At 48.8% G+C, this 26,825-nt stretch carries 30 protein-coding genes and 1 pseudogene; 18 read left to right on the forward strand and 13 right to left on the reverse strand.

Features of this window, described 5'->3' with window-relative positions; translation table 11 throughout:
- Nucleotides 1–12: 12 nt before the first annotated feature.
- From H3001_RS11990 to H3001_RS12010, 5 genes are read left to right on the forward strand one after another with little or no spacing between them, the layout of a single operon-like run.
- On the forward strand, nt 13–675 hold the full coding sequence (locus H3001_RS11990; protein ID WP_181215035.1) for a hypothetical protein: 663 nt from the start codon (nt 13–15) through the stop codon (nt 673–675).
- A 41-nt stretch (nt 676–716) separates the two neighbouring features.
- Nucleotides 717–1,853, forward strand: a complete 1,137-nt coding sequence (locus H3001_RS11995; RefSeq protein WP_178245624.1) for a DUF4856 domain-containing protein — start codon at nt 717–719, stop codon at nt 1,851–1,853.
- Entirely contained in the window at nt 1,850–3,016 is a 1,167-nt protein-coding gene (locus tag H3001_RS12000; protein WP_181215036.1) for an imelysin family protein, read from the forward strand. Before H3001_RS11995 ends, H3001_RS12000 begins: the two co-directional genes overlap by 4 nt.
- A 4-nt stretch (nt 3,017–3,020) precedes the next feature.
- The gene (locus H3001_RS12005) at nt 3,021–5,300 is read left to right on the forward strand and encodes a TonB-dependent receptor family protein (protein WP_181215037.1); all 2,280 of its coding nucleotides are present in this window, start codon (nt 3,021–3,023) and stop codon (nt 5,298–5,300) included.
- Nucleotides 5,301–5,311: 11 nt separating this feature from the next.
- Nucleotides 5,312–6,283 carry a sterol desaturase family protein gene (locus H3001_RS12010; RefSeq protein ID WP_181215038.1) on the forward strand — a complete coding sequence of 324 codons (972 nt, stop codon included), beginning with the start codon at nt 5,312–5,314 and terminating at the stop codon, nt 6,281–6,283.
- Between the two features lie 72 nt (nt 6,284–6,355).
- Here the strand turns inward: H3001_RS12010 and H3001_RS12015 are convergent, their stop codons facing one another.
- Nucleotides 6,356–6,808 (reverse strand): macro domain-containing protein, encoded by a 453-nt coding sequence (locus tag H3001_RS12015; RefSeq protein WP_181215039.1) that lies wholly within the window; start codon nt 6,806–6,808, stop codon nt 6,356–6,358.
- Nucleotides 6,809–6,852: 44 nt separating this feature from the next.
- Nucleotides 6,853–8,079 carry an acyloxyacyl hydrolase gene (locus H3001_RS12020; RefSeq protein ID WP_246368575.1) on the reverse strand — a complete coding sequence of 409 codons (1,227 nt, stop codon included), beginning with the start codon at nt 8,077–8,079 and terminating at the stop codon, nt 6,853–6,855.
- 325 nt (nt 8,080–8,404) lie between these two features.
- On the opposite strand from H3001_RS12020, the gene H3001_RS12025 reads away from it, so the two are divergent.
- Together H3001_RS12025 and H3001_RS12030 are read left to right on the forward strand one after the other, a co-directional pair.
- Nucleotides 8,405–9,070, forward strand: a complete 666-nt coding sequence (locus tag H3001_RS12025; RefSeq protein WP_394367808.1) for a carbohydrate-binding family 9-like protein — start codon at nt 8,405–8,407, stop codon at nt 9,068–9,070.
- Between the two features lie 121 nt (nt 9,071–9,191).
- Nucleotides 9,192–9,956: an SDR family NAD(P)-dependent oxidoreductase gene (locus tag H3001_RS12030; protein WP_181215040.1), complete on the forward strand. Its 765-nt coding sequence runs from the start codon at nt 9,192–9,194 to the stop codon at nt 9,954–9,956.
- A 121-nt stretch (nt 9,957–10,077) separates the two neighbouring features.
- Here H3001_RS12030 and H3001_RS12035 read toward each other — a convergent pair whose 3' ends face one another.
- Nucleotides 10,078–10,989 (reverse strand): helix-turn-helix domain-containing protein, encoded by a 912-nt coding sequence (locus tag H3001_RS12035; protein WP_181215041.1) that lies wholly within the window; start codon nt 10,987–10,989, stop codon nt 10,078–10,080.
- A 256-nt stretch (nt 10,990–11,245) separates the two neighbouring features.
- Here H3001_RS12035 and H3001_RS12040 point away from each other — a divergent pair, with 256 nt between their 5' ends.
- Nucleotides 11,246–12,067, forward strand: coding sequence for a carboxymuconolactone decarboxylase family protein (locus H3001_RS12040; protein ID WP_181215042.1), 822 nt, complete (start codon nt 11,246–11,248; stop codon nt 12,065–12,067).
- A gap of 13 nt (nt 12,068–12,080) precedes the next feature.
- A complete protein-coding gene (locus H3001_RS12045) occupies nt 12,081–12,599 on the forward strand; it encodes a cyclophilin-like fold protein (protein ID WP_181215043.1) in 519 nt (172 codons plus the stop codon).
- Between the two features lie 99 nt (nt 12,600–12,698).
- Here the strand turns inward: H3001_RS12045 and H3001_RS12050 are convergent, their stop codons facing one another.
- Nucleotides 12,699–13,208 carry an ECF transporter S component gene (locus H3001_RS12050; RefSeq protein WP_181215044.1) on the reverse strand — a complete coding sequence of 170 codons (510 nt, stop codon included), beginning with the start codon at nt 13,206–13,208 and terminating at the stop codon, nt 12,699–12,701.
- 77 nt (nt 13,209–13,285) lie between these two features.
- Nucleotides 13,286–13,699: a DUF1893 domain-containing protein gene (locus H3001_RS12055; protein WP_181215045.1), complete on the reverse strand. Its 414-nt coding sequence runs from the start codon at nt 13,697–13,699 to the stop codon at nt 13,286–13,288.
- Between the two features lie 648 nt (nt 13,700–14,347).
- Between H3001_RS12055 and H3001_RS12060 the strand changes: the two genes are divergently transcribed.
- The 4 genes from H3001_RS12060 (at nt 14,348) to H3001_RS12075 (ending at nt 18,060) form a co-directional block, all read left to right on the forward strand.
- On the forward strand, nt 14,348–15,067 hold the full coding sequence (locus H3001_RS12060) for a flavodoxin (RefSeq protein WP_246368576.1): 720 nt from the start codon (nt 14,348–14,350) through the stop codon (nt 15,065–15,067).
- A complete protein-coding gene (locus H3001_RS12065) occupies nt 15,064–15,978 on the forward strand; it encodes a helix-turn-helix domain-containing protein (protein WP_181215046.1) in 915 nt (304 codons plus the stop codon). Before H3001_RS12060 ends, H3001_RS12065 begins: the two co-directional genes overlap by 4 nt.
- A 527-nt stretch (nt 15,979–16,505) precedes the next feature.
- Nucleotides 16,506–17,711: a S41 family peptidase gene (locus H3001_RS12070; RefSeq protein WP_181215047.1), complete on the forward strand. Its 1,206-nt coding sequence runs from the start codon at nt 16,506–16,508 to the stop codon at nt 17,709–17,711.
- A 142-nt stretch (nt 17,712–17,853) separates the two neighbouring features.
- Nucleotides 17,854–18,060, forward strand: coding sequence for a hypothetical protein (locus tag H3001_RS12075; RefSeq protein ID WP_181215048.1), 207 nt, complete (start codon nt 17,854–17,856; stop codon nt 18,058–18,060).
- A 107-nt stretch (nt 18,061–18,167) separates the two neighbouring features.
- Here H3001_RS12075 and H3001_RS12080 read toward each other — a convergent pair whose 3' ends face one another.
- Complete coding sequence (locus H3001_RS12080; RefSeq protein WP_181215049.1) at nt 18,168–18,920, reverse strand: helix-turn-helix transcriptional regulator; 753 nt, start codon at nt 18,918–18,920, stop codon at nt 18,168–18,170.
- Nucleotides 18,921–19,028: 108 nt separating this feature from the next.
- Between H3001_RS12080 and H3001_RS12085 the strand changes: the two genes are divergently transcribed.
- Entirely contained in the window at nt 19,029–19,685 is a 657-nt protein-coding gene (locus H3001_RS12085; RefSeq protein WP_181215050.1) for a DUF1349 domain-containing protein, read from the forward strand.
- Nucleotides 19,686–19,868: 183 nt separating this feature from the next.
- Here H3001_RS12085 and H3001_RS12090 read toward each other — a convergent pair whose 3' ends face one another.
- The 4 genes from H3001_RS12090 to trxA all read right to left on the reverse strand — a co-directional run bounded on the left by H3001_RS12090 (nt 19,869) and on the right by trxA (nt 22,418).
- Nucleotides 19,869–20,537 carry an AlkZ-related protein gene (locus H3001_RS12090; protein ID WP_181215051.1) on the reverse strand — a complete coding sequence of 223 codons (669 nt, stop codon included), beginning with the start codon at nt 20,535–20,537 and terminating at the stop codon, nt 19,869–19,871.
- A 174-nt stretch (nt 20,538–20,711) separates the two neighbouring features.
- Nucleotides 20,712–21,110 (reverse strand): FKBP-type peptidyl-prolyl cis-trans isomerase, encoded by a 399-nt coding sequence (locus tag H3001_RS12095; RefSeq protein ID WP_181215052.1) that lies wholly within the window; start codon nt 21,108–21,110, stop codon nt 20,712–20,714.
- A 187-nt stretch (nt 21,111–21,297) separates the two neighbouring features.
- Complete coding sequence (locus H3001_RS12100) at nt 21,298–22,032, reverse strand: YczE/YyaS/YitT family protein (protein ID WP_181215053.1); 735 nt, start codon at nt 22,030–22,032, stop codon at nt 21,298–21,300.
- Between the two features lie 86 nt (nt 22,033–22,118).
- On the reverse strand, nt 22,119–22,418 hold the full coding sequence (trxA, locus tag H3001_RS12105; protein ID WP_181215054.1) for a thioredoxin: 300 nt from the start codon (nt 22,416–22,418) through the stop codon (nt 22,119–22,121).
- Between the two features lie 361 nt (nt 22,419–22,779).
- On the opposite strand from trxA, the gene H3001_RS12110 reads away from it, so the two are divergent.
- Nucleotides 22,780–23,688, forward strand: a complete 909-nt coding sequence (locus tag H3001_RS12110) for an AEC family transporter (RefSeq protein ID WP_181215055.1) — start codon at nt 22,780–22,782, stop codon at nt 23,686–23,688.
- Nucleotides 23,689–23,780: 92 nt separating this feature from the next.
- Here H3001_RS12110 and H3001_RS12115 read toward each other — a convergent pair whose 3' ends face one another.
- Nucleotides 23,781–24,164, reverse strand: a complete 384-nt coding sequence (locus tag H3001_RS12115; RefSeq protein WP_181215056.1) for a nuclear transport factor 2 family protein — start codon at nt 24,162–24,164, stop codon at nt 23,781–23,783.
- 156 nt (nt 24,165–24,320) lie between these two features.
- On the opposite strand from H3001_RS12115, the gene H3001_RS12120 reads away from it, so the two are divergent.
- The 3 genes from H3001_RS12120 (at nt 24,321) to H3001_RS12130 (ending at nt 26,417) form a co-directional block, all read left to right on the forward strand.
- The gene (locus H3001_RS12120; protein WP_317170773.1) at nt 24,321–24,689 is read left to right on the forward strand and encodes a winged helix-turn-helix transcriptional regulator; all 369 of its coding nucleotides are present in this window, start codon (nt 24,321–24,323) and stop codon (nt 24,687–24,689) included.
- Nucleotides 24,690–24,752: 63 nt separating this feature from the next.
- Nucleotides 24,753–25,517 (forward strand): 4Fe-4S binding protein, encoded by a 765-nt coding sequence (locus H3001_RS12125; protein WP_246368577.1) that lies wholly within the window; start codon nt 24,753–24,755, stop codon nt 25,515–25,517.
- A gap of 99 nt (nt 25,518–25,616) precedes the next feature.
- Complete coding sequence (locus H3001_RS12130) at nt 25,617–26,417, forward strand: TrmH family RNA methyltransferase (protein ID WP_181215057.1); 801 nt, start codon at nt 25,617–25,619, stop codon at nt 26,415–26,417.
- Between the two features lie 52 nt (nt 26,418–26,469).
- Here H3001_RS12130 and H3001_RS12135 read toward each other — a convergent pair whose 3' ends face one another.
- Nucleotides 26,470–26,670, reverse strand: coding sequence for a DUF4878 domain-containing protein (locus H3001_RS12135; protein WP_246368578.1), 201 nt, complete (start codon nt 26,668–26,670; stop codon nt 26,470–26,472).
- A 42-nt stretch (nt 26,671–26,712) separates the two neighbouring features.
- Nucleotides 26,713–26,825 (reverse strand): annotated as a pseudogene (locus tag H3001_RS19860) (ISAon1 family transposase); the annotation flags it as partial.

A 26,825-nucleotide genomic window follows, 5' to 3' on the forward strand; every position in this document is an offset into this window, starting at 1 on the left:
TCATAGAAGCGTATGATGAAAAAATATTTTACATTTTATCTAGCGGCCGGGATGGCATGGATGGGATTTTCGCTTGCCTCCTGTGCCCGGGAAGAGGTGGAAGACAGGGTAGAAAACCTGTCGGATTTCATCCGCCTGAAACCGGCAGAACGTGTTCCGCACGAGACGGGAGTGCCTTTCAACTGCTTTCCGAAGGAGGTGGGAGATTTGGGCTTTACCAACAGTGAGGAGGGTTCTTCCGATGAATATCGGGAGAGTTATCAGGTCTCACTGTCGGTCGATGTGATGGCCAATTATTACGGAAGTTTCGACAAGCAGAATCTTTCGATTGTGATTTTGCAGTATCTGGATGAAAACAATGAGTTGAAGGTAGATACCATCATGGACGGACATAACGTGATTGAGAAAGACAAACGAGGACGGTTCAAGCCCTATTTTTCGGAGGTCGAACCGGTGTCCATCACCAAACGTTCGGGCGATCCGGTCTACTTTGCCGTGTTTTACAGTCCCTATGCTTATTTCGACATGACTGTGAGTCTGACGGCGGAGACGGCAGACGGCTCGGAGACGCTTCCGGAACTGAGCCATCGTTACAGCCGGACCCTGGAGTCCTTCCATATCGCTGAGATAGGCAAGAATTACAATATATATTCTCAGGCAATGTACCTTCCGTAAGGAGGATGATGAATGATACAGAAACTAAAATAGATTTGACAATGAAAAAAAGTATTATTGGATTGGTTTTGATAGTGAGTGTGTGTGTAAATGGTACCGGTTGCAGTAAGCAGGAAATCCGAAGGGAGGATCCGCCGGCAGGTCAGACCCCGTCTTCGGAGGGCTATGAAACCGATTACCGGTTTTTCAGAAACGGACTCTCGAGTGTGGATATTGGTGAGGCAAGAAAGGTGTTGCTTGATTTCCGCAACTTCAATAACGGTATCAATGCAAAAGTGCTGACGAACCTCGAAGGGAAGAGGCAGGATTACCGCAATGGACTGGCTTCGCACATAGGGGTAGGATTTAAGGAGCAGGAAAAGGCCCGGAATATACTGGAGACTTTCCTCGATGAACTGACGGAGGCTTCGAAGAATCCTTCGGCCGGTGCGTTTGCCCGCGAAGGAAAAATCGGCATCGTGCAGGTGAGTCACGATGAACAGCGGCTGGTGAATGAAAAGGGAGTGGAACTGGGGCAGGTCATCCAGAAAATGATGATAGGGGCGTTACAGGTTGCCAACATCGAACACTTCCTGATGAAATCTCTGGAAGCCGATAACCAGGCGGTGATGGAAGGAGGCAACAGCACGGCGATGGAACATTACTGGGACATTGCCTGGGGATACTTGGGCAGCATCAATGCCGATCCAGACCGTATCTCTCCTTTGTTCTTAGCCAATTATATCGAGAAGGAGGCTGTCGGAATGAAGGGATTGGAAAACATCAACGTAGCTGTCTATCATGCGTTTCAGGCTGGAAGAAAGGCGATTGTCGGAAACCGGACGGATGAGGTGAGGAAACAGGTGGGAGAGATTCGTGGACTGCTCTCCAAGATGCTTGTTCTCCGAACCATGTTTTATCTGAACGAGAGTTCCAAGATCCTGAGACAGAAGAGTGGAAACGAACTCAACGAGCAGTATTTCCATCACATGGGTGAGGCACTGGGATTCATCCTGGCCTTGCCGTTTGTCAAGAATGCAAATGGTGACTATTTCATTACGATGGACCAGGCGAAGGAACTGTATGATGCCCTGACACAGGGTGAAAAAGGTATCTGGGACAAGGAACGGATTGAAGGTAATCAGGCGGGATCCATCATTGAAGTAAACAAGAAAATCAAAGCGTATTACCATATATGAGAAAGCGTTGTATAGGACAGATCGGGGCAATGATGCTCGGACTGTTGCTGGTGCTGACAGGATGTGTATATACACCGGTAAAGGGACATTCGGAGAAAAGAACCGTGAAGGAAGATTATCTGACGTTCTGGTACAAGCGGCAGATACTACCCGCTTTTGTGGCTTACCGTGAGAAGACAGATGAACTGACTCGGGCAGCTTATGCGGTGAGGGATGCTCAGGAAGGGGCCGGAAAGGAAGCGGCAGTGGAGCAGTTGAAGGCTCTGTATAAGGAGACTTTTCTCTGCCTGCAGGATGTCATCCTGTTTGATAATGCGCTGTTCCATAGCGGTATCAGCGGATTGTATGAACTGGCGGGGACCTCGCAGGTCAACAAGGGACTGGTTAAATCGGGTATCGGGAACGGCCGTATCACTGCCGATGAGATGGTCCGGGAACTGGAAGAAGGACTGAACCAGCCTAATGCGGCAGGATTTGCAGCCTTGGATTACATCCTATTCAGTGGAGAGATTGCCCTCGATGCGGCCAGTATCCGATATGTGTGTACGGTCTGCGAAGTCATCGGTCATTATGCGAAGGAGGCAGAGAGACATTATAAGGAAAATGAGGAGGCATTCCTGGCGCACAACGATTTTTCGGCGGGAAGCAGCCTCAGTACCCTGGTCAATACCTTGATGAAGCAGTATGAGATTTATGTACGTACCATTAAGGTGGGGATTCCCATCGGCATATACGGTGCAGCCATCGTACAGAAAAGGGCGGCTCCCCAGACGGTGGAGGGATATTATTGCGGAGGGGGACTGTCTACACGGCTTCTTCACAGGAGCATCCTGTCGCTGAAGCATTTTTACGACGGGGTTCCTTATGGAGAGTCTGCTCCCTTGACGGCTTACAGTTTCGGACATTTTCTGGAAGAACAGTTGGCGGTGACGGGACAGGGAGAGGACCTGGTGAACCAGTTGCGGGAGACTCTTTACCTGCTGGAACGTAAAATCGGGAAACTGGAGGGAGATATTGCCGTACTGGCCGACAGTACGGACGGACTGGAACGTTTGACCGATGTGTACCGCGAGTTGCAGAAGATTGTGGGTATCCTGAAGGCGAAAATCATTGTGGAACTGAAACTGACGATTACCTATAGTGACGGAGAGGAAGGAGATTGAAGTGATGAAGAAGAAAAACAACCTGTTACTGCTGATGTGGCTGCCCGGTATCGCATACGGGCAGTTGCCGGCAGACAGCAGTATGAACCACAAAGAAGTGGTGCTCGATGAAGTATATATCTACAGCAGTCAGGAGAAGTCGGTAAACAAGTCCCGCTTCATGCGTGATGTCGAAGGTACCCAGATCTTCGCAGGAAAGAAAAGTACGGTGACCCTGCTTGAGAATATGTTGCTGAACAAGGCCGCCAACAATACCCGGCAGATGTTCCGGAACGTATCGGGTATTGTCATTCACGAGGGAAGTGACGGCGGACTGCAGTTGAACATCGGTTCCAGGGGACTGAATCCGAACCGTTCAGCCAATTTCAACATGCGGCAGAACGGTTATGACATCAGTGCGGACCCGTTGGGTTATCCTGAGAGTTATTACACCCCGAATGCGGATGACATCAAGGAAATACAGGTACTGCGGGGAGCATCTGCCCTCCAGTACGGTTCTCAGTTTGGGGGAATGATCAACTTTAAACTGGCCACTCCTCCCGAAGATAAGAAAATTGACATCCGCCAGCACCTGTCGGCCGGGAGTTACGGCTTTCTGGGAGGTTATACCCGGGTCTCGGGTACACTGGGGAAGTTTTCCTATTACCTCTCTACCACCTTGAAACGGGGAGACGGTTACCGGGAGAACTCGGACTACAAGAGCTACAATGTCTTGTCGCAGCTGAGATACCGTTCCGGCGAGAATGTCTGGGGGCTCGACTGGCTGAAGTATCATTATCTGGAGCATCAGCCCGGGGGACTGACCGATGTCATGTTTCTGGAAAACCCCAAGCAGAGTAACCGGAGCCGGAACTGGTTCCTGATCGACTGGAACATTCTCTCTTTCTCTTATCACAGGGAGATGCCGGGTATCCGTGCGAGTCTGGATGCCAGAATGATGGGGCTGTATGCCGACCGGTTTGCACTGGGATATCGTGACAAGCGGGTGGGAACGCCAGATCCGGGGAATACGGAACGGGACTTGCAGAAAGGGACGTTCAGAAACTGGGGAGCGGAAGTCGGCTTCCTGAAACGGTTTAACCTGGGAGGCAATGCCGTTCCTTCTTCGTGGGCAGTTGGCGTCAAGTATTATCAGGCCGACAACCTGAGTCAGCAGGGAGCCGGAACGACAGGGGCGGATGCGGATTTTACACTGGTGGAACCGGTGCTGTCGGGAGGGCATTTCCGTCAGAATAAGATTCCGTACCGTTCTTCGTACCGCCTTCCCAACCTGAACGTGGCACTCTTTTCGGAAGTCAACCTGCGGCTGGGGGAGCGGTGGAGCCTGGTCCCGGGGATACGTATGGAGCATATCCGGACGGATATCCGTGGACAGAGAAGTTTCTACAGCATTGACTATGCTACCGAAGGTTATCCCCTGGAAGAGGATGTCCTGACGGATGACAAGACCCATTCCCGGCAGATTGTGCTGGCAGGTCTGGCCTTGTCGTACAAGGCTCCCCGGGCAGAGATGTATGCGAATGTCACCCGGAATTACCGGGCCATTACGTTCAATGACATGCGTACGGTTTCCCCTGCACTGGAGGTGAATCCGGACTTGAAGGACGAAACCGGTTTTTCTTCGGATATCGGTATCCGTTCCCGGGGAAACCGCTTGCTGACCTATGACGTGAGTCTGTTTTTCTTGTATTACGGAGACCGTATCGGAGAGTATTTCCGCGAGAATCCCAAGGTGCCGGGTACGTACCACAGGTACAGGGACAACATCGGTAACGGTATCAGTTACGGGATGGAGGGCATGTGCAATTACGACCTGCAGCGGCTGACCGCCTGGCTGAATCTGCCGGAGCTGAAGGTCAGTCTGTTTGGTAACTGGGCCATTACGGGTTCCAGGTACCTGAAGAGTAAGGCGGGATACCATATTGAAGGCAACCAGATGGAGTTTGTGCCGCTGTATAACCTGAAGGGGGGATTTACCGCACAGTACAGAAAGTGGTCGATGGCTTTGCAGGCGGGTTTTACATCCTTCCAGTTTACGGATGCGGCCAACGAACCGATGGATCCGGATGATGCCGTTTACGGTATCTATGGGGCGATTCCGGGGTATTGTGTGGTGGACCTGAATCTGGATTATCGGCTGAACAAGTACCTGAACCTGGTACTGTCGTTCCAGAATCTTACCAACCGCATCTACATGACCCGAAGGGCCACGGGCTATCCCGGTCCGGGAATTATCCCTTCTGCCCCGTTCAACTGTATGGGTACTTTGATGTTTCACTTGTAAATTGAATGACGATGTTGGAAAGTATCGAATATCTGTTCCAGAAAGGAATTGTTGATCCGGTCATGTACCTGTTTGATCCGGGGAGACGGATTGCATGGATTTATCTGCTCGTGGCCGGGATACTGGCTTGTGGGTGGTACATGATTTTTCTGAGACTCTCGCTGAAGGACAGTCTGAAGGAGATACTGAGGAAGGAATACTGGTGGAGCCGTTCGGCAAAGACGGACTACTGGCTGTTTCTGATCTGTGGTGTCTGCAAGGCGGTCTTTGTCCTCCCGTATCTGGTGACCGGGAACATGCTGGCGTATTGGCTGAGCATGAAACTGACCGAGTGGACGGGCCCGTCTGCCTTGAGGATACCGGCCTATGCAGCCATATACCTCTATCCGCTGGTCTTGTTTCTGGTAAAGGACTTTTTTATTTACGTGACGCACTATCTGCTGCACCGCAACAGGTATTTGTGGGAGTTTCACAAGGTACACCATTCGGCAGATACGATGAATCCGTTCACGCTGTACCGGATGCACCCGGTGGAAATGGTGCTGCAGAATCTTCAGGGATTGCTTGCCTTTGCCCTGGTGACGGGAGGGTTCTATTATTTCAATCACACTGTGCTGTTTCAGGCAACCATCCTGGGGGTGAACGCCTTCAGTTTTGTGTTTTTTATGGCAGGGGCCAACCTGCGGCACTCTCACGTTCCGCTCCGGTATCCCAAATGCCTGGAACGCATTTTCATGAGTCCCTATCAGCATCAGATGCATCACGACCGGAAAGGGAAGTTCTGTCACAGCAACTACGGTTCCCGGCTTGCGCTCTGGGATTATCTCTTCGGAACGCTGCATACCTCCGATGAACTGCCTTTGGAGAAGCGCCGTTTCGGCTTGCCGGAAAAGGCATTGCACCGCCCCAATCATTTGTGGGGCAACCTGGTCTCGCCTTTTGTGGGTTGCCTGCGCCAGTTGAAAAGGCAGTTCTCCCTCTGAAGTCAGAAAAACTCTTTTTTCACCCCTGAACGTGTTACGGTATGCAACTGCCGTATGCGTTCAGGGATATTTTTATGGACGGTATTTCTCTACAACATACAGAGTGACTCCCGGAAACGAGCCGGCTGTCTTTTCGATGACTTCCTTCACGTCCTTCCATTCCAGTTTTCCGAGTCCTGCACCGATGGCGGGCAGGCCTATTTTCTGCACTCCTGTACGGGAAGCCATTTCCAGCATCCGTGACAAGGCTTTTTCGATGAATTCCAGTCTGGCTCCCTGCCGCCAGGTCAGTTCCGTTGCCAGGTTATAGACCCATCCCTTGCCGTAGGAATAGGCAAAGACCTCTCCCGGAGTGAACTTTCCCTGCTGGCACAAGTCGCGGTACTGATGATACATTTCCGGAAATTTCTCCTTGAACTGTAAGGCAATGCCTTTTCCCATGGCTCCCTCGCAGTTACATCCGTGTGCATAACTGCTGACATGCTCCAGTGTAAACAAGTTTCCTTCGCTGATATAAACGGTCATAATTGTATGTATATGATGGAAATGAATAATATTTTTCAGTCTTCTTATCTTCGCTTCTCATTGAACCGGAAACCGATGCCGAGCATCAGGTTGTTCGGGTCCTTGAAACGGTATAGCTGATACCCCGTATGCAGGAAGAAGCGTTTGGAAAGGTTTGTCTTCAGGACAAAGACCTGATAAAAAGAACGGGTATCTTTGCCGTGGTAGATAAAGTTCTTTCCGATACCTAAGTTGATGGAGAAGATAGGCATGACAATTTCGGTACGCAGCGACAAGCCCACCGAGAACTGATCCTTGAACGGAGGTCTGTAAAATTTCAGTTCGTCCGACTGTGAAGGTATCTCCTCATTGGCAATGTGTTCAAGGATGTTGGCACTTTCGTCGTACTGAGCATCCAGTGAGAGACCCGCCCGGAAATACTTGTTGAAGTTATACAGCGGATTGAAGTTCATTCCTCCGATGGCAAAAATACCCGGCACCAGCATGCCCCTGTGAGCTTCGGGGAAGATACCCTTTTTCCGTGTGGCCCCGTAGAAAATCAGGTCGTAATTGATGTAGGGCTTGAACGGATGCCGGTGTCTGTAGCCTGCCCCTCCTTTTCCGGGAGTGAGGTGCTGTTCCTCCTGTCCAAAAGTCCGGATGAATCCGATGGACGCCTCGACGGTATTGACCCCTGCATTGGGATAGTTGCTGTTGCCGTTGGAATAATGCGACACGCCGACCCCCGCCCGCAGGTAAGAATGAGCCGCCAGTTGCCAGTTCAGCAAGAACTCCAGGTGGATATAGGCATTAATGGGAGAGCCCACCACGATGTTGTACGGGTTGGTCGTCTCGTTGTATTCCTTCCATCCGAAAGACGCACCGAAATTCCATTCGTAATCCAGGGACAGGCGGGGAGCCAGTCTGGCAATCTGGGAACTCTGAAAGACATATACCGACAAGGGATTTCCCAGTTCCTGACGATTGTGGAAGGTGTTATACCCGATACCGATTCCCTGAATGGCATAGGGATACCGTTTGCCGAAATACGTCTCGGGCGTAAACCGGAAACCGTATTTCAGGTGGCCGGAGAGCATCTGGCGGATGGGCTGCTGCGAGGCGTTTTCACCTTTGAAAAAAGCATGGGTCTGAAAAACGTTCCCCGGTCTGAAGTCGGCTTCCAGCAGGTGCACGACTTTCCGGGTCCGGTCCTTGTGGTCAGCGGCATGGAGGCCGAAGGTGTTTCCCATGGATAGCAGGCTGGTCAATATGGCGAGTGCGAATCTGTTCATAGTCTGTCTGTATGCAATACATGCTCTGCCTGTCTGATAAGGTTTTCTGATGATTGCCTCGCAAAGTAAAAAAATCTTTTTAAAACTTCCGTATAAAATCCGTGATTCTTTGTCCGGCAGGTACATTCTTCTTCCTGCAGATGGAATAACCTGTCGCATCATTGACTATATTTGTATCCGGGGATATTGATGGAAAACCTTATTGAAAACCTTAACTGAATCAGATGCCATGAGCCGATTTTTATATTTAACACAGAGGGTTTCGGTGGTAATATGGATTTCTGTGATAATTTTAATATATTTGTGTATTAAAATAAACTTATTGATGAATGATATGAAAGAATTGTCTATTGCCAAAGTAAATTTCCCGGAGATAACATCTGCAGAGCTGGTTCCCGGAATCCTGGACCAATGTCACATTCCTTTTCAGGAGATAGCGTGTGTAAACTGGAAAGATTATCCGTATCAGCCGGCTGTGCGCTTTCGTGCGGCTCATACCGGTGATGCGATTCTGCTGAACTATAGAATTACGGAAAAGAGTGTACGCGCTGTTGCCTCGGAAGATAACGGCAGTGTGTGGGAGGACGCTTGTGCCGAATTCTTTATCCAGTTGCCGGGTGATAAGAAAGAGAATTATTATAATTTCGAATGCAATTGTGCCGGAAAACTGCTGATCGGTTACGGCAAGCAGGGCGACCGTACGCATGCCGGCAGTGAACCGCTTGCGGGGGTAAAGAGATGGAGCTCGCTGGGCAACCAGCCGTTCGAGGAACGGATGGGCGAGTGCAGTTGGGAACTGGCGCTGGTTATTCCGGCTTCTTCGTTCTTCGCACATCAGCTGAAGGACTTCAGCCACATGGAAGCTACCGGCAACTTCTACAAGTGCGGTGACAAACTGGAGACTCCTCATTTCCTCTCCTGGGCACCGATTGACCTGCCTGCACCTTGTTTCCACTGTCCGGATTTCTTTGGAAAACTGCATTTTGAATAATCTTGTCAGTAAGACCTGTTCGGTGGATACTCGGTCCGGACAGGTCTTTTGTGTATGAATACGGTATATGGGTGGATTAATGAAACTGAAGCATATAAGACTGAAATAATAGACTGAAAACATGAAAGGTAAAATTGTATTGATTACGGGGGCGACCAGCGGTATCGGGGAAGCTTGTGCCCGGAAATTCGCTGCCATGGGGGCCAGCGTGATTCTTAACGGAAGAAACGTGGAAAAACTGAATGCGCTCAGAGACGAACTGACGGCTTCGGGAACAGAGGTGCTTACGCTGCCCTTCGACGTAAGAGACCGTGCTGCCATGCGGCATGCGGTGGATTCCCTGCAGGGAAAATGGAGCGAAGTGGATATTCTGATCAACAATGCGGGACTGGTCATCGGGGTGGACAAGGAGTTTGAAGGCAATCTGGATGAATGGGATATCGTATTGGATACCAATATCAAGGCCCTTCTTTCCATGACACGCATGATTGTGCCGGGAATGGTGGCACGCGGAAGAGGACACATCATCAACATCGGCTCTATTGCCGGGGATGCCGCCTATCCGGGAGGAAGCGTGTATTGTGCGACCAAGGCGGCGGTGAAGGCGTTGTCCGACGGATTGCGCATTGACCTGGTGGATACTCCGCTCAGGGTTACCAACATCAAGCCGGGTATGGTAGAGACCAACTTTACGGTGACCCGTTACCGGGGAGACAAGAAGCGGGCAGACGATTTCTATAAGGGTATTCGTCCTTTGGTGGGCGAAGACATTGCAGAGGTGGTCTATTATGCTGCTTCCGTACCTCCTCACATACAGATAGCCGAGGTCCTGGTGATGCCGACGCATCAGGCTACCGGAACCATCAGTTACCGGGAAAAGGAATAAGGACCGAGGACAAAAGCATTACGGAAAACCGGACGGTTGCCACGGAGACAGCGTCCGGTTTTTTGTCTGTATTTTTTGCTTATGATCTTTTGTTCGTGATTTTGGTTTCCGGTGGCTTTATTTACAGGTGGGCTGTAGCAGACCGGGTCCTGAATTCGTTGGGAGTACATCCCACAATCCGCTTGAACATCCGGCTCATGTGCTGCGGATACTGGAAGCCCAGGCTGTATGCAATCTCGCTCATCGATTTGGAGGAAGAAAGCAGTTCCTCCTTCGCTCTTTCAATCAGTTTTCCCTGAATGTGCTCCGTGACCGTCTGACCGGTCTGCTTGCTGATCATGTCGCCGAAATAGTTCGGGGAAAGGAAGACCTTCTCTGCAAAATACCTTACAGACGGCAGGCCGATTTCCTGCGGAGCCTCGCTGTCGAAGTATTCGTCGAGCAGTCGCTCGAAGCGTGAGATGATGTCCTTGTTCGAGGCCTCACGGGTAGTGAACTGCCGTTCGTAGAAACGCATGCAGTAGTCGAGCAGCAAACCGATATTGGCCGTAATCAGCCGGCGGCTGTGCTTGTCGATGGCATGCTCCACCTCCATCGTAATCTTGCGGAAGCAGTCCATGATAATCCCGCGCTCTTCCTCGGAGATGTGCAATGCCTCGCGGGTCTCATAAGAGAAAAACGAATACTTCTTTATCTCCTGACCGAGTGGAGTGCCGTGAATGAAATCCGGATGAAACAGTATCCCGTGTGCCGAAGGACGGACATCCGCCTGCATCTCTGTTTCCGCCACCTGACCGGGAGCAAAGCAGACGATGGTTCCTTCCTGGTAATCGTACGGCTGGCGGCCGTACGTGATGTCTCCGCATCGGGTATCTTTCAGAAAGAGGGCATATACTCCGTAATTGATCTTGAAGTGCGTGGGCCATCGGGTAGCTTTCGACAGGTCGACGACTGCCACCATCGGGTGCAAGGTCTCGAGTCCGAACAATTTGTTGTATTTGTCGACATGATCCAGTTTGATTATTTCTACCATCGCTATATTCCGTTTGTTTATCACAAATGTAATGTAAAAGATGCACATAACGTACCCCTTGGGAGGAAAAACGAGGATTGGGGTACAAATATCCGTAAATCGGGGCAGACTTCCTCAGTGGGCCGGAAAGGCCCCCCTGAAAATCCGTTATTCGGGTAAAAACATCTGAGATTTGTATACAATGTAATCGTATGGAATGGGATATTTTTGCAGTAGGTTAAAAAGGAAAGTATTTGAATCGATAAATTGTAACATTATGAAACTTAAATGGATGCTTACGTTTGCGGTATTGGCGCTGAATGCCTCTTTGCTTACCGCACAGGAGAAAGTCAAACAGACGGCGGGACGTGACCAGCTTGGAACCTTCGCCCCTCAGTTTGCCGCACTGAACGATGATGTGCTTTTCGGCGAGGTCTGGAGTCGGACGGACAAGCTGGGACTGCGCGACCGCAGTCTGGTGACCATTACCTCCCTGATCAGTCAGGGAATTACCGACTCGTCCCTGATTTACCACCTTCAGTCGGCCCGGCAGAACGGCATTACCCGTACCGAGATTTCCGAGATCCTCACACACATTGCCTTTTATGCCGGATGGCCGAAGGCATGGGCCGCCTTCCGCCTGGCGAAGGATGTCTGGTCGGAAGATACAGCCGGTGAAGATGCCAAGGCAGCCTTCCAGCGCAGCATGATTTTCCCGATAGGCGAGCCCAATACGGCTTATGCCGCTTATTTTACGGGCAACAGTTACCTGGCTCCGATATCCAAAGAACAGGTGGCCGTTTCCAATGTCACCTTCGAACCGGGATGCCGCAATCACTGGCATATCCACCGGGCCAGAAAGGGAGGCGGTCAGATGCTTATCGGTGTGGCCGGACAAGGATGGTACCAGGAAGAAGGCAAGCCGGCCGTGAAGATCCTGCCGGGTACCGTCATCCACATCCCTGCGAATGTAAAGCATTGGCACGGGGCTGCGGCCGACAGCTGGTTTGCACATCTGGCCTTTGAGATAGCGGGAGAAGGCACCTCCAATGAATGGCTGGAGCCGGTAACCGATGAAATATACAGTCACCTGAAATAATAAACGCATGATGATGGCACGGTTGTTTTTAATTTCACTGACGCTGGTGGCAGCATTGGTCACAGCGTGCGGAAAGAACGATGCGCCGGAACTGCCCGGCAATCCCCAGTCACCGGGAATCACTACTGGAGAAGGAGACAATAACGATCAAAACGAAGACAATATGGAAAATCAAGTAATCAGACTGACCGTCAACGGTCGCTCGTTTACTGCCACGTTGGCAAAGAACTCATCGGCAGAAGCCTTGAGAGACCGGCTGAAGCAGGGAAATGTCAGTGTCCGTATGAGCGACTACGGCAACATGGAGAAAGTAGGTTCCTTGGGCTTTTCACTGCCGAGGAACGATGCACAGACCACCACAGGTCCGGGCGACCTGATATTGTATCAGGGAAACTCGTTCGTCATTTATTATGACACCAATTCCTGGAGCTTTACCCGGTTGGGCAAGGTAGACGGCGTATCTACCCGAAGCAAAATGCTCGAATTCCTGGGAGGTCCGGGTGAAGTCACCGTTACCCTTTCGCTGGAATAAGGTGGAGGTGCAGCATGAAAACAGAGGTTCCCGGTTCCGGCCTGCATGAAAAAACAGGCTGGAGCCGGGAACCTCTGTCATCGGCAGTGCCGGTTGTCCTTACCGGCGGATCAGATACCGGATAATGAAGTATCCTCCGAATACCTGAAGCAGCATACCCGGAATACCGATGCGGAAATCTTGTGCCGCCAGGTAGAAATCCCCTGTGAAAAGCCATTCTCCCAGTGTGCCGAGTACCTGATAGCTCAATACCACAGCCGCTGCCATGCCGATGGATATTCTCTGGAATCTGTGTGCCATGTATCCGGCCGCTCCGGCAAGCAGTACCGACTTCAGCAGGATGGAAGGAAGGACAGCCGGGGCAGGCATTCCGAAGAAAAGGGAATTGAGGCATGGAGAGGCAAGGGCAGTAAGCAGACCTACCCGCCAGCCGTATTTATAGGCACCTACCAGTGTGAACAGGTAGATAGGCAGCCAGGTAGGGCCTCCCATCTTCACCGTGTGGCAGAGTTGAGGAAAAATGATATTTCCCGCAATGAACAGTACAGCCATCAGATAAGTCTGTACCTCGCGGTATTCAAGTGAATAAAGTTTGACAGTTGCTTTCATAGACAGTTATTTTAAATTTCAATTTATCCGTTTGTCGGGCCACAGCCCATATCCGCAGCAGCAAATGCCCGGCCTGTTCAGTCCGCCGCAATCTGTGCATAGAACTCCTTGATCTGACGGTAACACGCCTCAGGAGTCTCACAGGGGAAACACCGGGTTTCCAGCGGGCACCATCCGCTCTTTGTCCGGTTCATGACGTGCGGCACCAGTATGCGGTACTCCGGAGTGATTCCACAGGCAGTCAGCAGGTCGAGAGCCGGTTGACTGATCACGTCCGTGTACAGCTCTTTGATCTGCCCCAGCGCCATCAGGGAGGCAGCAGCCTTACCTACCACCTTGTCGGCAATGCTGGCTCCGGAAAGAAAGTCCGGATGACTTTCAAACAGTCGATACAAGTCCATGACTCCCCGGTTGTCGAATGTCCGGATTTCCCCATTGGCGACCACCAGTGTATGTTTTCCATCGTGTAACAGTTGAATTAGCTCCTTCATACGTCGGTTGTTATAGTTGAATCAGTTGCTGCAAAAATACGAAATATTCTTGGAGAATTGCCGCATCCCTCCGGTTCATTTTGCAGTTTGCCGGTTGCAGCTGTCAGACCGGGAAAGCCGGCCGGTGCTTTCCGTCGGCCCCTGTCGTGCCTGTCTGTCGCGACGTTCTTTCAGAATGAATGGCGGATACCGGTGCAAGAGGAATCGGCTGAGACATGCATTCTTGCCTCGATGGCGTTGGAAAACCGGATTCACCCATTTTGTTAATTCCCTCTATTTTGTTGCATGTTTTACCCGGCTGTGGTGTGTGTTCAATCCACGCCGCGAATGGAATAATCCGCGACGTGGATTATAAAATCAAGGCCGTGGATTATCATTTGAAAAACGATGCAGGAAAGATAGGAACGTCGTGTTTCTGAGAAAATGCGAAGAGAGATACACTTATTGGTATAGTCCGACAGAATCGTGCATTGAATGAGGTGCTGCAGATTCCAGGGAGAGTAAATCGGTGCCTGACGTCACTTCCCCGTTTGAATCAGTAATAGGGGTATATACTTCGAGGATTTGTATACTGCCGGGCTTTTTGTCATTCCCTACCTTTGTCTCAGTAAATAAATCATAAACCGTTGCATGAAAAAGGAGGTCCCAATGAAAAAGATGTTACTATTTCCACTGATGTTTTTTGCCTTCATTCTGTTGGCAGTATGTGCCCCTTCCCGCAGGCAACCGTCTGCTTCCGGGACATCGGGTGCTCAAGAAAGTTCCGGAACGGCAGGTACGGACGGGGAGCACTCTTCCGGTTCCGCAACCCTTGTTTCGGGAAGTAACGGGCGCTACCTGGTATTGTTTGCCTCACGCAGCGGGAATACCGGACGTGTGGCCGATGAAATCCGTCGGCAGTTGGATTGCGACATGCTGGAAGTAGTACCTTCTGTGGCATATGCGTCCGACTATCATGATATGCTTGACCAGGCGAGGGAGGAACTGGAGGCGATACGGAAAGGAACGTATCCTTCTGTCGGAACCACCGTAAAGCGTTTTGATGATTACGAAATCGTATTTGTGGGTTACCCGATCTGGTTCGGTTCCATGGCAACTCCCATGCAGGCTTTTCTGCACCTGCATCAGTCCGGACTGTCAGGAAAGCGCATTGCCCTTTTTGCGACAAGCGGAAGCAGCGGCATGTCGGTTTCGGTCGGCGAGGCCAGAAGACTCTGCCCGGAGTCGGAGGTACTTGACCAGATACTGCTGCTGACCTCTTCTGCGTTGTCTCAGACAGAAAACCGGGTGGGTGCGTGGCTCCGGGCGGTCGGGGCGGAGCGGCAGGTGCCGGCACATGCCGTAAAAAACGGGAATCACAGAAAATGAAACCGATACATTCCGTGAACAGCAAGATGACCGTAAAGACAATTACCCAATGGGACAGCCTGCTTTCGGTGAAGACACCCAACCCCTTGGTCAACCTGATCCGGCTGTCGGAGGCAACGGGGCTTCCGGAGTGTTTTCAGCTTGGATTCCATACCTTGTGGCTGGGGCAATGGGGCGGACAGACGTCTGCCTGCCTTGGCTGCCGGGAATGCGATTTCAACGAAAAGACGCTGGTGGCCCTGCCGTCGGGAAAATGCGTGGACAGGAACCTGGGGCATTGCCTGTCCGGAAAGCCGGAGGGACTGCTGTTGTGCTTCCATTCTTCGGTCTTTCATCCTTTGAAGGGCGGAAAGGAGGGCGGCGACTATTCGTTTTTCAGGTATAAGACGTCGGAAAGTCTCCATCTGTCTTTGCGTGAGCAGATAATTCTGGAAAGGGAAATGTCGGGGATCGAAGCTGAACTTCACTGGGGAATTGACGAATATACCTATACGATTCTGGCAGAGAGAATCCGGCTGCTCCTGGATTATGTTTCCCGGTTTTACAAGCGCCAGTTTATTCTTCGGCACGATGAGAATCAGAGAATAGTGAACGAGACCGACAAGCAGCTGGAGGACTTTTTCAGTTCCGGCAGTGCCCGCTATGTTCCCTTGCCCGCTTTGTCGGATCTTGCCGCACAGTTCGGTTGCTCTGCGGCATATCTCGACGACTTGTTCCGGCACGAAACAGGGAAGGGAACCGAAGATTACATCAATCTCAAGCGGATTTCCATGGCCGGACGCATGCTGAAGCAATCGTCCATGAGCGTGGAGGAAACGGCGGCTGTCCTGGGATTTCCTACCACCCAAGAGTTCTGTGCCTTATTCCGGAAACTCAAGGGAGAGGAGTCCCTGAAAAGACTCTGCCAGTAAAGGAGAATTTCAGATTATCATTGTCAACAGCTTCTGATGTTAAATTCAATGCCATGATTTCAACGTATAAGAAATCACGAATATCCTTTTGTGGTGTGGGGATTCTCAACCTCTTGGATTAAATTATCGGTTTCATGCTTTTATATCTCTAGAAATTTTGCGATATTGCATATCAGTTGTACGAATGATATTTGGTTTTTAAAAGTTGGTTGCCTTTTGTTTATAAGGAATCAGTTGTTTGCGCAGTTTTTCATTCGCAATTTTTCGCTGCTTTAATAATGGTTTCCTGCGTAGGTCAGATATCAGAAGTGTAGTTAAATAAGCAAACCGATGTAACAATGATTGATCATATTATGAAGTCAACGAAACTGTTGTTTTTAATGTTTTTTATTCTACTGTCAATTTCTGTTCAGGCACAATCCAAGATAAAATCAGTAAATACGTTAGAGGACAAAATTTATGGATTAAGTCTCCTATGGTCTGAAGTCAAGTATAATTTTGTAAACATAGACCGTCTGGATTTTAATTTGGATAGTCTTTACCGGGCTACGCTGGAGCGTGTGATAAAGACGGAGGATGATGTGGCGTATTACAAGGAGATTTCATGTTTTCTGAACCGATTGAATGACGCTCATACCAGTTTGTTCGACATTCCTGACTTCGGTTGTGAAGAAACAGACTATCCCAATTACGGCACCAAGCGTATAGATGGTAAATATTATTTTATCAAGTACAAGAAGGACTGTCCTTATTCTGATCCCGACCTGCTTGGGGCTGAAATCGTGGAGATTGACGGATTGCCTACCGAGCAGTATGTCGAAAAACGTGTGTTGCCCTATATCTCCGGTTCCACATTAAAATATAGGTTGAACCAGGCAGGCCGTATTTTATTGAATGGCTTGCTCGGCAGTTCTGTCAGCGGAAAGGCAAGAGGCATGGATGGCCGCATGAAGACTTTCAATATCGTACGTAATGGGGAGGCCATCCGCAGGGACGATGATATATGGTTGCCTGAGGACGAGTATTCCTTTCATACCAGTGAGGCAGTAATGTTGGATTGGAAAGAGGATATTGCCATATTGAATATCCGTCGTTTCATACCTCTATCAGTAAGCAACGACATTGATAAGGCTATGGCTGAAATCAATGCACGTCAGTGCCGTGGTGTAATCATAGACCTGAGAGGTAATGGCGGTGGAATAACAGATGTGGCATGGAGATTGCAGATGTACCTGACTCAAGCAGATACAATACGCTCTTTCGGTGCTCAGACAAGAATGAACTCTGGTTATGGTCGTGCCCAGGGAAATTACAGGAAGGAATATGAAGACTTTTACCTGTATAAAGCTTATAAGAATGAACCTCCCGAATTGATAGCAAGACCGCATGGAATAAAGGCTTTAAGTTGTCCTGTCGTAATATTGATAGACAATAACAGTTTTTCTGCATGTGAAGATTTTCTGATAAATATTTATGAGATGCCTGACAGACCCATTCTGATTGGAGAAGAAACTGCAGGGTCTACAGGAGCTCCGCTTGTTATTGAACTGCCTCATGGTGCTGTAGCCCGTATATACACCATTAGACCACTATTCCCATACAGTATGAAACTGTTTATAAACGAGGGTATTATTCCTGATATTGAGGTTACACCCACTTTACAGGATGTATTAGGAGGCAAAGATATAGTACTGGAAAAAGCTTTATATTATTTTCGGCATAAGAGTGAATAAGTATGTTTTTATGTTTTTTAAAAACAGTCCGCAAAACTCTGCTTCCGGATGTAAAATTCTTGCTGTTTTTTTATTATTTTTACATGAGGTTTACCGCTTGTAGTTGTAGACCGACATAAAAATCACATTAGGACATCCGCTTATGACACCACCGAATATAGAAAATTCAACCCCGGAAGAACGCCGGGCCTTTGTCCTGGAGGCATGGAAATGCCTGCACGATTGTGAAGCGTGTGGAAAGTGCCGCATTCTGAAAGGCAAGGACCCCGAAACCTTGTATGCCGATTACATTGAAGGCAAACGGTCGTATATAGACGTTACCTTGTCCATCAGAAACAACAGCTATTGAATCTTCGGAGCAGGGTAGTGGACAGGCTTGAGGCTGGAATCATTGCCAATGACTTGGCTGAACACCACCGGTGGAATTTACCCGCCGGCACCACGGTTTCATCCGGGTTAGATGATTCCCAGCTCCTTGGCGATGCGGCAGGCTTCGATGGAATTCTTTACCTGGAGCTTGCCCAAGATTTCCTGCCGGTGTCGGCTGACGGTATTGACACTGATGGAGAGCAGTCCGGCAATGTCCTTGCTTGTCTGACCTTTGTCAATCAGCCTCAACACCTGTTTTTCTCTTTCCGACAAGATCCGGGTATTGTGCTGCTTTTCCAGTTCGATGGTCTGACCGTTTATGGAATTTACAATCAGGCACTGGGACAGGTCGAATGACAGCGGACTGTAAAGGCACAGGGCTAGCCATAAGGTATCGTTCGAGGGGAGAGGGATGTAGAACATGCGGTGCAGTACCGGAATGTAGCCCTTTGAGGCACTTTTCATCCGCATCTTGCTCATCAGGTAATAATGGGTCCGCCTACTCTTGCACTGGCGCTTGATGAAGTGAAAGAAACAAAGTTCCTGTAGGTGCTTGCGGGCCAGGTCGTCGGGATGGACCAGACGGAATATCTCTTCCTCCCAGATAGACGGCAGTTTACAGTCCTGAGTGGGATGATTCAGTCCCAGCATCTGCGAAAATCCTCCATAATACACATAGCTCACGTTGGTCCGCAAATCGCTCAGTACGGCTACGGCATTTTCAATCCGTGCATAATTGCAGGTAATGTCTTTATACGTCTGCAACAGTTCCAAAGGCGGTTGCCCGGCAGTAAAATCCTGTGCCGAAAATTCTTTACTCAGTATATCTGCAGTATCCATCCGTGTATAAGAAAATGGTTATTTTTAATCATTGTATGATAACTCACAACTACTTACCTTTGCAAAAGTAAACAAAAATAATGGTTACTTAATTATAAAGGAAAGAAGATGAAGAAAATCGTATTATTATGGGGCCTACTGATGGCGGCCTACAGCACTGGCATGGCACAGTCGCTGGAGAAGATGCAATGGTTCAACGAACCCGAACAATGGGAGATAAAGGATAACAAGGTGCTGACGATGTCCGTCACTCCGCAGAGTGATTACTGGAGAATCTCACATTACGGATTTACCGTAGACGACGCACCGTTTTATTATGCCACTTACGGAGGCGAGTTTGAGGTGAAAGTCAAGGTTACCGGAGAATATAAGGAGCGCTTTGACCAGGCAGGTCTGATGTTGCGCATTGACCATGAAAACTACATCAAGACCGGAATCGAGTTTGTAGACGGCAAATACAATCTGAGTACGGTGGTGACGCATAAGACTTCGGACTGGAGCGTGATTACCCTTGAAAAACCGGTGCCGTATATCTGGATTAAGGCGGTAAGAAGACTTGACGCAGTGGAAATCTTTTACTCTTTTGATGACAAGGAATATACGATGATGAGAAATGCCTGGCTGCAGGACAATACACCCGTTCAGGTGGGACTGATGGCTGCCTGTCCTGACGGTCATGGATTTAATGTGACTTTCGAAAATTTCAAAGTGAAGCATCTTCCCGACTTGAGAAGACTGGAATGGCTGAAGAAGAATGCGGAATAGTATAAAGGATTTACAGTGAGCAATCATCCTGTCCCTGTGCCTTCGTTGGTTGCGAGGTGCAGGGACAGTGTTTTATATATCCACGTAATTTATATATCCATGTAATTTATATATCTACCTGTCTACGTATTTACGTATCTACTTATCTACATATAGAAGGCAGATACAGTTGCCAGAGTTTTCCTATTTAAGCAGCTTCTCATATGTCTTTTCAGAAAGACCGGGCAATATCTGTCTGAAGTGTGTCACCATCCGTTCGTACGATTCCTGTGGGGTACGTCCGGGGTGGCAGTTCTCCCGTCCAAAGAGGTTTTCAGGGGTAGTGAGCAGTGACCATCCCCAGCCATATTCCCGTCCGTGCTGGTCGCGAGGATAAACGAAATCCTCCGTAACGATATAACCGCCCATTTGCAGGCGTGTTACGTATGCGTCGAAGCGGCTGCGCATGTTGGGGCCTGTGAATCCGCATGCCACACGTAGCTCCCGGGTAATGAGGCTGCCCTCGCTCTTCAGGGTCGTGAGAATGGCTTCTTCAATGCTTCCTTCTTCGGGATAAGGATACAGGCTACGGCGGTAGTTGCAGAAATCCGGCCACCACTCTCTGCTGATGAATGCAGCCTTGCGGTTGAAGAACTTGCCGTATGCGCAACCGCTTTCCTGCAGGATGTCTCCTTTCCATTCCCAAAGCGGCCATTCCCATCCTCCGTCGGGAAGACGGGTGTACTGGCAATCCTCGTCGACAACTTCTTCTGCCGACCATCCGGGAATGCCCATGGAAAGCAGAGGAAGGAAGCCGGTTTCATTGATGTAGTCAATCAGCTCGGGACAGGAATGTATGAATGCTGTTTTCATTTTCCAATTTCTCCAATTATCTGTTTCTTAATAATGAAATGTGCAGGAAATAAAAGTTTATGTCGCATTGGCGGCATATTTCTTGAAAAATATGAGAGGACATGAAAGACGGCATATAGCACATTCGTCTATGTGCCGTCTTTTGTGTGACTTTATAAAGACTGTTACATTTTCTCAGGCAATGCCGAACAGTTCAATTTCGAAAATAAGGGTGGAACCGCCCGGGATGCCCGGCTGTGAGAATTTGCCGTATCCCATTTCAGCCGGAATATAGACTTCCCATTTGTCGCCCACACACATCTGCTGCATGGCAATAATCCATCCGTCAATCAGGTCGCTGAGACGGAAGGCTACGGGGGCCCCGCTGCGGCTGCTGTCAAACTTCTTGCCGTTGATGGTCCATCCGGTATAATGTGCGGTGACAATGCTCCGTGGAGTAGGGTGCTTGCCGTCGTTCTTTCCCGTGGCCAGCACTTTGTAATAAATACCCTTCGGAAGTGCCATGACTCCCTCTTCCTTCGCTTTTTCAGCCAGCCAGTCTTTGTTGGCCTGCATGTATTCTTTCTTTCCCATTTGTTTTGTATTTTGGGGTAAAGATACGGATTTTTCGGGAGACTTAAAACAATGGGCCTGTCCAATTCCATGGTTGGGCAGCAGGGAAAACTGACCGGTGGCATCGGTTACTGACAGTCTGCTGCCGGTCGGTTATTGCCGAAAATACCGGTGGAAAGAAACAGACGAGAGAGGATTTCAGGCAGGGCTATTTCCTGTAGATATATTTTGCCAGTCCATATAGGTATCTCCGGAATCCCGGACGGTATCGGAGCAGGCGGTCGAACCATCCTAAGTGATGACTGATGATGCGGACTCCCCATCCGACGTAATACATGGCAAATAAGGTACCTATACCAATGATGTGCCACTGCCATTGCCCGAAAAATACATAGCAGAAGAGGATACCGAGAAGGACAAGGGATATGTCAACCATTATTTTGGCTTTGGGAAATTCCATTCCCGTCGATTTGCTGATGGCAACGGGAAAACCTTCTCCCGGCATGGTGACACTGCCGCATCTGACTTCCAGTGCAATGCCTGCAGCCAGAATGGTACATCCGGCAAATTGGGCAATGGCTTTTTCCCATACGGCCGTCGGCTGCAGCCAAGAGACAAGGTACATGTTCAGGTCGATCAGCATGCCAAATACGAAACCGATCAGCAGCTGGAAGAGCTGGAGAGGGTCAAATTGGCGGCGAAGCACTCCCAGCTGGCCAAGTACCAGTACCCCGTTCATGATAAAGGTATATTGTCCGATGGTCAGTTTGGGAGTCATTCCGTGGATACCTGCATCTTGAAATACGTATGGCAATACGCTGATGACACTCGAGCCCAGCATGCTCTTTACGCAGGTGGCCACACCCAGGGTCATGATGTACAAGGCGATAAGGAGCAAGAGATGCTGCCAGGCAAAGGATATGATTTTTTCTTTCTTCGTCATTTTATTGTGTTTTGTGAAATCGTTTTATTGGGAGGTGTCCGATACAATAATCCGCATTTTGTACTTGTTGTTTCCCGGGAGCGGACTTATCTCATGAAAGGATCAAGGGTAGCCAGCAGTTCCGCTTTAGGCATCACGCCGCTTGTTCTCCAGAGTACTTCTCCTTTGCGGAACAGCATGAGCGTAGGAACAGACTGAATCTGATATTGCCGGGATAATGTTTCGTGTGTGTCCACGTCAATCTTGATGATACGGATACGGTCGCCCAGTACGTCTTTCACTTCTTTCAGAATAGGGTGCATCATTTTACAAGGCTGGCACCAGGTGGCAAAGAAATCCACCAATACAAGCTGGTCGCTTGCGATTACGTCATAAAAAGTTTCCATTGCTTCTTCTATTTTAATGTTCTTTCCTGATACTCATCTACGGTATATGTAAAAGGCTACCTCTCGAAAGAAATAGCCCGGGTGTGTATTCGATACGTGTAAATTTCAGGCAAAGTTACTAAAACTTGATGAATGCCCTATGGATAATCGTGAGAATTTGGAGGAAGATATACTTGTTGAAATGATTCTGATTCAGTTGTATGGGATGACCATAGGCTGGAACCGATGTATGCAGTATTTAACGGACAATTGCCGCCGTAAAGTGCGATTTCGTTTTCTTTTAAAAAACTTTATTCGGGTGAATACCCTAATATGATAATCCGTATCTTTGCACGACTTTTTTAAGGTAAGAGGAAAAACAATGGATGCAATCGTTACACAGATGATTATCCTGTTTATTCTGGTAATCATCGGTTACTATTTGAGTAAGAAAAAAATGATGGATGCGGATTTTGACCGCAAACTTTCCGGACTGGTGATTCACGTAATGTGTCCCAGCCTGATACTTTCATCGGTGATGGGCGATACGCTTCCCGACAAGCACTTGATTCTGCCTTTGCTCATAGTGGGCTTTGCTACGTATGCGGTCCTTATCGGGCTCGCCTTTCTGCTTCCTCGTTATCTGCCGGTCTTGCCTTCCGACCGGGGTATTTACAGTTTCATGCTGGCGTTTGGAAATGTCGGTTTCATAGGTTATCCGATTGTCGCTTCCATTTTTGGTGCCAGTGCGGTATTCTATGCCAGTATTCTCAATTTTCCCAGCACCCTGCTGATTTTCGTGTTTGGTACTCTGTTTATCTCCGGTGATCAGGGAAAGATGCGTTTCGACTGGCGTACTCTCTATTGTCCTGCCATGATTGCATCGTATCTTTCTATTCTGATTGTGGTAACCGGCTGGGTGCCTCCCCGGGTTATCAGTAGCCCGTTTGTGCTATTGGGCAATGTTACGGTGCCTGCAGCTCTGCTCATTATCGGTTCGTCTATAGCACAGGTCCCTGTTCGAAGAATGTTGGGCAATACGGCTATTTATCTGATGGCCGCCTGTCGCCTGATGCTGGTTCCACTGCTCATCCTTTTTCTCTCGCGATTTCTGCAGGTAGATGAAACCATTGCTAATATAAATGTGGTACTGGCTGCCATGCCTGTAGCTTCATATGGCACGTTGTTTTGCATTCAGTACCAGAAAGGGGAAGTTGTCATGGCAGAGGGTACTTTTCTTACCACCTTGCTGTCCGTGCTGAGTATTCCATTGCTGACCATGTTTCTGTAGTCATCGAATACATGGATGAAGCCGGTAAATTGATTCCCCCTTCAGACGGCATTGCCTGATGTGCCGTTTGAAGGGGGAGTGTGCCTGGAAACTTATTTTTGTATGGTGTCCGAATTTTGGTTATAAGCCTTGGCCACACATTTCCATTCTCCATTTATTTTCATCAGCAGGAGGTAATCGGTGAAATTGATGTGTCCGCCCCAGTTTTCTTCCAATACACGGACAACGGCAACGGTCTCTTCCACATCAAGTACATCTATACGTGACTTGAAGCGGTTGTCTGGTCCTACGGTATCTACGTTCTGGTAAAACTGTTCAATACTGCCGTGTTCCAGTTGTCCGTTCAGGTAACCGAACAAAACGGCTTCGTCTACAAATAGTTCTTTTGCATGTTGGCTGTTGCCGGTGGCTACGCTTTGCACAAATTTCAGGGCAGCATCTTCTACGGCTCTGTACTCTTCAATGTTTGCTCTCATAGTTATCGTTTATTTAAAAGTTATTTTTCATCTGCAAATGTACGGGTTAGTCAGGCTGTAGGCAAGTAGCGAAAAATTATTCATGTACTGAAAAATTATTCGGTGTGCACCTATTTTAAACCTTTATTCTTATTTTTGTATCATAGTCATTTAAGCATGAATGAAATTATGTATGAAAGAAAGATACCGGTCGACCTAGGGTGTCCGTTGAGGCTGACAATGAGTTTGATTGATTCAAAATGGAAATCCTGTATTTTGGATGAGTTGCGTAATAAAGTACTGCGTCCGAGTGAACTTCATAAAATATTTCCTGAAGCAACTCCCCGGGTGCTTGATTTACAGTTGAAGGAGCTGGTAGAGGACGGATTGGTCTCAAAAACGGTATATCCAGAACTGCCACCCCGTTCGGAATATGCTATTACAGCTTTGGGGCAGACACTGATACCTATCATTGATGCCATGATTGAGTGGGGAAATCAACATACGGATTTGTTTATGAGAAAATATGGCTCAGGCATGAAATGACGTCAGGTATTGAAAAACAAAAGCGCATATCGGAATAAATGAAATTAAAAAACGGAGGAATTAATGATGAATGTATATGAAATATATTTCAGTCCGACAGGAGGTACCCGAAAAGTTGCCGCATTTCTTGCTCAAGAAATGAACACGGAACCCGGACAAATTGATTTGTCGGATAATAGAACCGACTTTCACGGCATTGCTCTTACCAGTGAGGATGTGGCAGTAATAGCAGTGCCTTCATATAGTGGACGAGTGCCGGTGCCTGCCGTTGAGCGTATCATGCAGATTCGGGGGAATGGAGCAAAAGCCATTCTGGTTTGTGTCTATGGAAACCGGGCTTATGAAGATACCCTGATAGAACTTCAGGACTGTGTACAGCAAACCGGATTTTCAGTCGTCGCAGCAGTTGCGGCTGTTGCGGAGCATTCAATTGCACGACGGTATGCGGCAAACAGGCCGGACCAGGAGGATTACAGGCAACTGAAAGAGTTTGCCGGGAAAATTCTTGATAAATTGAATCACGGAGACACTGCCATGTCGGTAATACCTGGCAACAGACCGTATCGGAAGGCTGGAAATGTAGGGTTAATACCGGGGATAACGAAACAATGCACAAAGTGTGGGTTGTGTGCGTCTAAATGTCCCGTAGGGGCTATCAATAAAGAAAATCCGGCGCAGGTGAATAAAAAAGTCTGTATTTCTTGTATGCGCTGTGTGGCAATTTGTCCGCATCATGCCCGAAAAATCAACGGCTTCCTTTTGTTTATTGTCAACCGGATGCTAAAAAAAGTATGTGCTGCAAGAAAAGAATGTGAACTGTATCTTTGATGACGTATGGAAATTGCGGATAGAGGATAAGAAAAAAGCTTTGTTCCGGCAGAGATTCTTTCTTAACTTTGGCAAGAAAACAAGAAAAAGAAAATTCATATGCCCGTAATAGAAATTACTTCCCTTGAACACCCTGGGGTGGAGATATTTGGAACTTTGACCGAAGCCCAGTTGCGTAACCGTATTGATCCGGAAAGAGGTCTCTTCATCGCTGAGAGTCCGAAGGTTATCCGTGTGGCACTCAATGCCGGCTATGAGCCTCTGGCAATGCTTTGTGAGAAAAAACATATCGAAGGTGATGCGGCAGACATCATTTCCCGTATCGGGGATGTACCTGTTTATACTGGAAATCGGGAATTGCTGGCGCAACTTACCGGTTATACGCTGACCCGCGGTGTGCTGTGTGCCATGCGACGTCCTGTGTTGCGTACTCCTGAGGAAGTCTGCCGTGATGCGCGTCGGGTTGCGGTGATTCACGGTGTGGTCGACACGACCAATATCGGTGCTATTTTCCGTTCAGCTGCCGCTCTGGGCATTGACGCAATGCTTCTTTCACCCGACTCTTGTGACCCCTTGAACCGTCGGGCCGTACGTGTGTCGATGGGAGCTGTTTTTCTGGTTCCCTGGACATGGGCTCCCTGTCCTGTATCTTCATTGCGTGAAATGGGATTCTGTACGGTGGCTATGGCGTTGACTGACCGTTCCGTTTCCATTGACCATCCTGCACTGAAAGAGATTTCTCGTCTGGCCATCGTGATGGGGACAGAAGGCGACGGACTCCCTGACGAAGTGCTTGCGGAAGCTGATTACGTGGCACGCATTCCAATGTGGCATGGGGTCGACTCACTGAATGTAGCGGCAGCCTCTGCTGTGGCATTTTGGGAACTGAGGGCACGTTGACAGAAAAAAATAAGGGGGCTATGAATGCCCCCCCCTTTCTTAATCCGTTTTTTTACTTGCCAATATCCATCAGCCATTTGCCGTCAACCTTGGCCATTTTCTGAGTATCTTCCTTGACACTTCCGTCACCGTAGTGCTGTTTGAAAGTTACGACTGCTGAGTTGCCGTCTTCTGCGATTTCTTCAGAAACAATTTCAATTTCCTTGAGTCCGCCCTTTTCATCAAGGGTCTTGGCTCCCTTTTCCTTGATCATTGCAACCAGCCCATCACGTGCCTCTTGTGGGTCAGTAGCTTTTTAGTGGGGATATGCATATAAGTTCGCAATGCGGAATAAGAAAAACTTCTTGTCAACAACTCCCCTGAGATTCGCTCTAAAGAGTTTGATTTTAGCATTGAATGATTCAGCAA

Origin of the sequence: Phocaeicola faecicola (assembly GCF_013618865.1) — a bacterium.
Classification (GTDB): Bacteria; Bacteroidota; Bacteroidia; order Bacteroidales; family Bacteroidaceae; genus Phocaeicola; species Phocaeicola faecicola.